Consider the following 3,744-nt stretch of genomic DNA (forward strand, 5'->3'; position numbering starts at 1 on the left):
GCCGGCGACGATCCCGCCGCCGTGGCCGGGCTGCTCGCCAACGACATGGAGGCCGCCGCGCTCTCGCTCATGCCCGCCCTCCGCCGGACCCTGCGCGTCGGCCGGGAGGCCGGGGCCCTGCACGGCATGGTCTCCGGCTCCGGCCCCACCTGCCTGTTCTTCTGCACCGACCGTGACCACGCGATCGCCGTCGCCGCCGAGATCAGCGAGCACGGCGTCGCCCGCGAAGTCCGCGTGACCCGCGGCCCGGTCGGCGGTGCGCACATCGTCGACGACCCCACAGGAAAGTAGAGATGGCCCCCACCAACCTCATCAACCTCGAGCAGTGCTCGGTCTCCTTCGGGATCCGGCAGGTGCTCGACAACGTCTCACTGGGCGTCAATGCCGGCGACCGCATCGGCGTCGTCGGCCTCAACGGGGGCGGCAAGACCACCCTGCTGGAGATCCTCACCGGCGTGGCCGAGCCCGACTCCGGGCGCGTCTCGCAGGTCAGCGGTCTGCGGATCGCCGTGGTCACGCAGCGCACGGAGCTCGCCGCCGACACCGTGGGCCAGGCCGTGGTCGGCGGGCTCGGCCTCGCGGTCCACGAGTGGGCCGGTGACGCCCGCGTCCGCGCGGTGCTCGACGGCATCGGGATCCACGACCTGGGACTGGACACGCCCGTCGCGGATCTGTCCGGCGGTGAGCGGCGCCGGGTGTCGCTCGCCGCGGCCCTCGTGCAGGATTTGGACCTGCTCGTGTTGGACGAGCCGACCAACCATCTCGACGTCGAGGGGGTCCAGTGGTTGGCGGACCACCTCGTCGCGCGATCGAGTGCGCTCGTCGTCGTCACCCACGACCGGTGGTTCCTCGACACGATCGCCACCCACACCTGGGAGGTGGTCGACGGCCACGTCGAGCAGTACGAGGGTGGCTACAACGACTGGGTGTTCGCGCGCGCCGAGCGCGACCGCCAGGCCGCGGCCACCGAGTCGCGTCGTCAGAACCTCATGCGCAAAGAACTCGCGTGGCTGCGCCGCGGCGCCCCGGCGCGGACGTCCAAGCCGCGCTATCGCATCGAGGCGGCCGAGGCGCTCATCAAGGACGTGCCGCCGCCCCGCGACTCGCTACAGCTGTCGAGCTTCGCCGCGCGGCGCCTCGGTAAGGTCGTGATCGAGCTGGAGGACGCGCGCCTCGACGCCCCCGACGGCCGCACCCTCGTCGACGACCTCACCTGGCGACTGGCCCCCGGCGAGCGTGTGGGCCTGGTCGGCGTCAACGGTTCCGGCAAGACCACGCTCCTGCGCGCGCTCGCCGGTGAGGCCCCCCTCGCCGCGGGTAGCCGCAAGGAGGGCAAGACCATCCGGATCGGGTGGCTGCGTCAGGAACTCGACGACCTGCCGCTGGATCAGCGGGTGCTCGAGGCGATCGAGGACGTCGCCGCCCGGGTGGCGTTCGGCAAGGACGAGCTCACCGCCTCCCAGTTGGCCGAGCGGCTGGGCTTCTCGCCGGCCCGTCAGCGCACACCCGTCGGCGACCTGTCCGGCGGCGAGCGACGGCGCCTGCAGCTGACGCGCGTGCTCATGGCCGAGCCCAACGTCCTGCTGCTCGACGAGCCCACCAACGACCTCGACATCGACACGCTGCGCCAACTCGAGGACCTGCTCGACGGCTGGCCCGGCACGATGGTCGTCATCTCGCACGACCGCTACCTCGTCGAGCGCATCTGTGACTCGGTGTGGGCGCTGTTCGGCGACGGCCAGCTCACCAACCTCCCGCGCGGCATCGACGAATACCTCGAGCGCCGTCGCGTCGCCGGGGCGGCTGGCGACTCGGGCAAGGTGTCGCGCTCCACGCCGGGCGCCGCGTCTGCTTCGGCTGGCGGTTCTGAGGCTGGCGGCGCGGACGGGTCTGCCACGGCTCCCGCCCTCTCCGCAGCCGAGGAGCGGGCGCTCACCAAGGAGATGTCGAAGATCGAGCGGCAGATGGGCAAGCTCGACAAGCGCGAGGCCGAACTCCACAAGGCCATGGCCGATGTCTCGGCAGGGGCGATGGACACCGAGAAGCTGGCCGCCCTGGACCGCGAGCTCAAGGACGTCTCCGCGGAGAAGGACACGCTCGAGGAGCGCTGGATGGAACTGGGCGAGCAGATCGAGGGCTGAGTCGCCCGGCCGGCCGACCTAGGCAGCCGACTGCGACCCCGGTTCGCGCTCTGCAGCGTGTAGTCGCTGTTCCGCCTGAGCGCGCAAGTACCTCCGTTCGGTGGCGCGACGGTGCCGGGTGTGCGGTTGGCGCTGCGATCCGGGGATGCCGTCTCCCGTTCTGCCGGCTTCGGCGGCCTCCTTCTGTAGCCGGGAGCGTTCGGGGTGTCGCGGTGCGCCGAACTCCGCCAATGGGCCGGTGGGGGTGGTGATGACGCGTGTCCCGGGGTCCTTGTCGGGATGGTTCGGACCATGTATCCACACGTAGTTCCCGTCAGTGCTCCGGTAGTAGGCCCAGATGCCATCGGTCTTGAGGCGATGGTGGGTGCGGCAGATGCTGCCGAGGTCGTCGCTGGTGGTGTATCCGCCGCGTTGGGGATCGTCGTGGTCGAAGGGGATGATGTGGTCGAGGTCCGTCTTGTCCGCCGGGGTCTGGCAGCCGGGGAAAACGCAGGTGCCGTCGCGACCCCGACAGAAGCGGGCCAGTGCCTCCGAGGGGCTGTACCGGCGGGAGGCCTCACTGTCCGGGTCCGCGAGCGTGTCGATCGCGTCGAGTCTGCGCCTGGCGAATCGCTGCAGTTCATCGGACGTGAAGCGACTGACGGGGCCGTAACCTGCCACGAACAGGCCCCGGAAGTCCGCGTCCCCGTCGTCGTAGGCGTGGATCACGACCCGGCGGGCCGCGGCCATCGCGTCCGGGTCCGTGGGGTGGTCTCCGTCGGGTGCGGGCAGACAGGTCCAGCCGCGGCTCAGGGCGAGGAGGCCGGCGGCCCTGAGTTGCCCGATCGACCGGGGGTCGTCTGTTGCGGCGGTGCGGACCAGGGCTTCGATCCGCTCGGTGATCTCCAGGCCGTCGACGGCTGAGAGGGTCGCGGTGAGCAGCGCGAGATCGCCCGTGACCGGCGTCATCTTCACGTTCTGCTCTCGCCGAGCCTGTTGTGCGCGGGCGTCCGCTCCCACGGGGTCGCAGCTCGCGACGTGCTTGCTGAGCATCTTGCGCAGCGGCCCGATCCTGGGCGGGTGGGTTCGGCGCCTCGTCGGTGCGAGTCCCTCGCTGATGCGGCGGTCGAGTTCCGGCATGAGACGGTCCTCCACCAGGGCGGTCTCCTCGGCGATGGCGTGGGCCGCGTCGACTCCGATCCACCCGGTCGTCAGCAGTGTCGCGGTGAGAGGCAGCCGCTCGGTCAGTTCTATGGCGGTGGCCACCAGCCGAAATGCCCCGCGGCGGGACAAAGCCATCGAGGCGCTCACCATGGTCGCCGCCGTGTCCAGAGGATCGCGTCGCTGGTCGCTCCGGGTGGACCTGGATACGCAGTCGTACGCATAGGCCACAGTGCGGCCTTCGGCAGCGTTGATCGCCCGTTGCGCGAGATAGCCGCGTCGCTGTCCGGGGTCCCATCGGCTGAAGGCCTCGGGCACGACGACGTCGGTGGCGGGGGTAGGCACCGTCGTGAATCCCGGCGGGGTCACGAACGGCGAGTGGGCGGTGTCTGTTGGGCTCATGGTTCGACTGTATGTTCGAGGTACGACATGGTCGGAAGAAGTGGCTGTCACGGCCGTGACC

At 70.7% G+C, this 3,744-nt stretch carries 2 protein-coding genes and 1 pseudogene; 2 read left to right on the top strand and 1 reads right to left on the bottom strand.

Going from position 1 to position 3,744, the window contains the following annotated elements:
* Both G6023_RS00175 and G6023_RS00180 read left to right on the top strand, forming a co-directional pair.
* Positions 1-291: pseudogene (locus tag G6023_RS00175) on the top strand (4-(cytidine 5'-diphospho)-2-C-methyl-D-erythritol kinase); the annotation flags it as partial.
* Positions 292-293: 2 nt separating this feature from the next.
* On the top strand, positions 294-2,141 hold the full coding sequence (locus G6023_RS00180) for an ABC-F family ATP-binding cassette domain-containing protein (protein ID WP_182633771.1): 1,848 nt from the start codon (positions 294-296) through the stop codon (positions 2,139-2,141).
* An 18-nt stretch (positions 2,142-2,159) separates the two neighbouring features.
* Here G6023_RS00180 and G6023_RS00185 read toward each other — a convergent pair whose 3' ends face one another.
* Positions 2,160-3,683 (bottom strand): HNH endonuclease signature motif containing protein, encoded by a 1,524-nt coding sequence (locus tag G6023_RS00185; protein ID WP_182633772.1) that lies wholly within the window; start codon positions 3,681-3,683, stop codon positions 2,160-2,162.
* Positions 3,684-3,744: the final 61 nt, after the last annotated feature.

The organism is Dietzia sp. DQ11-71 (assembly GCF_014144995.1).
Classification (GTDB): Bacteria; Actinomycetota; Actinomycetes; order Mycobacteriales; family Mycobacteriaceae; genus Dietzia; species Dietzia kunjamensis.

Coding starts and splice junctions, on each gene's coding strand:
- G6023_RS00185 (WP_182633772.1), bottom strand. CDS start 3,683: ATGAGCCCAACAGACACCGCCCACTCGCCGTTCGTGACCCCGCCGGGA.
- G6023_RS00180 (WP_182633771.1), top strand. CDS start 294: ATGGCCCCCACCAACCTCATCAACCTCGAGCAGTGCTCGGTCTCCTTC.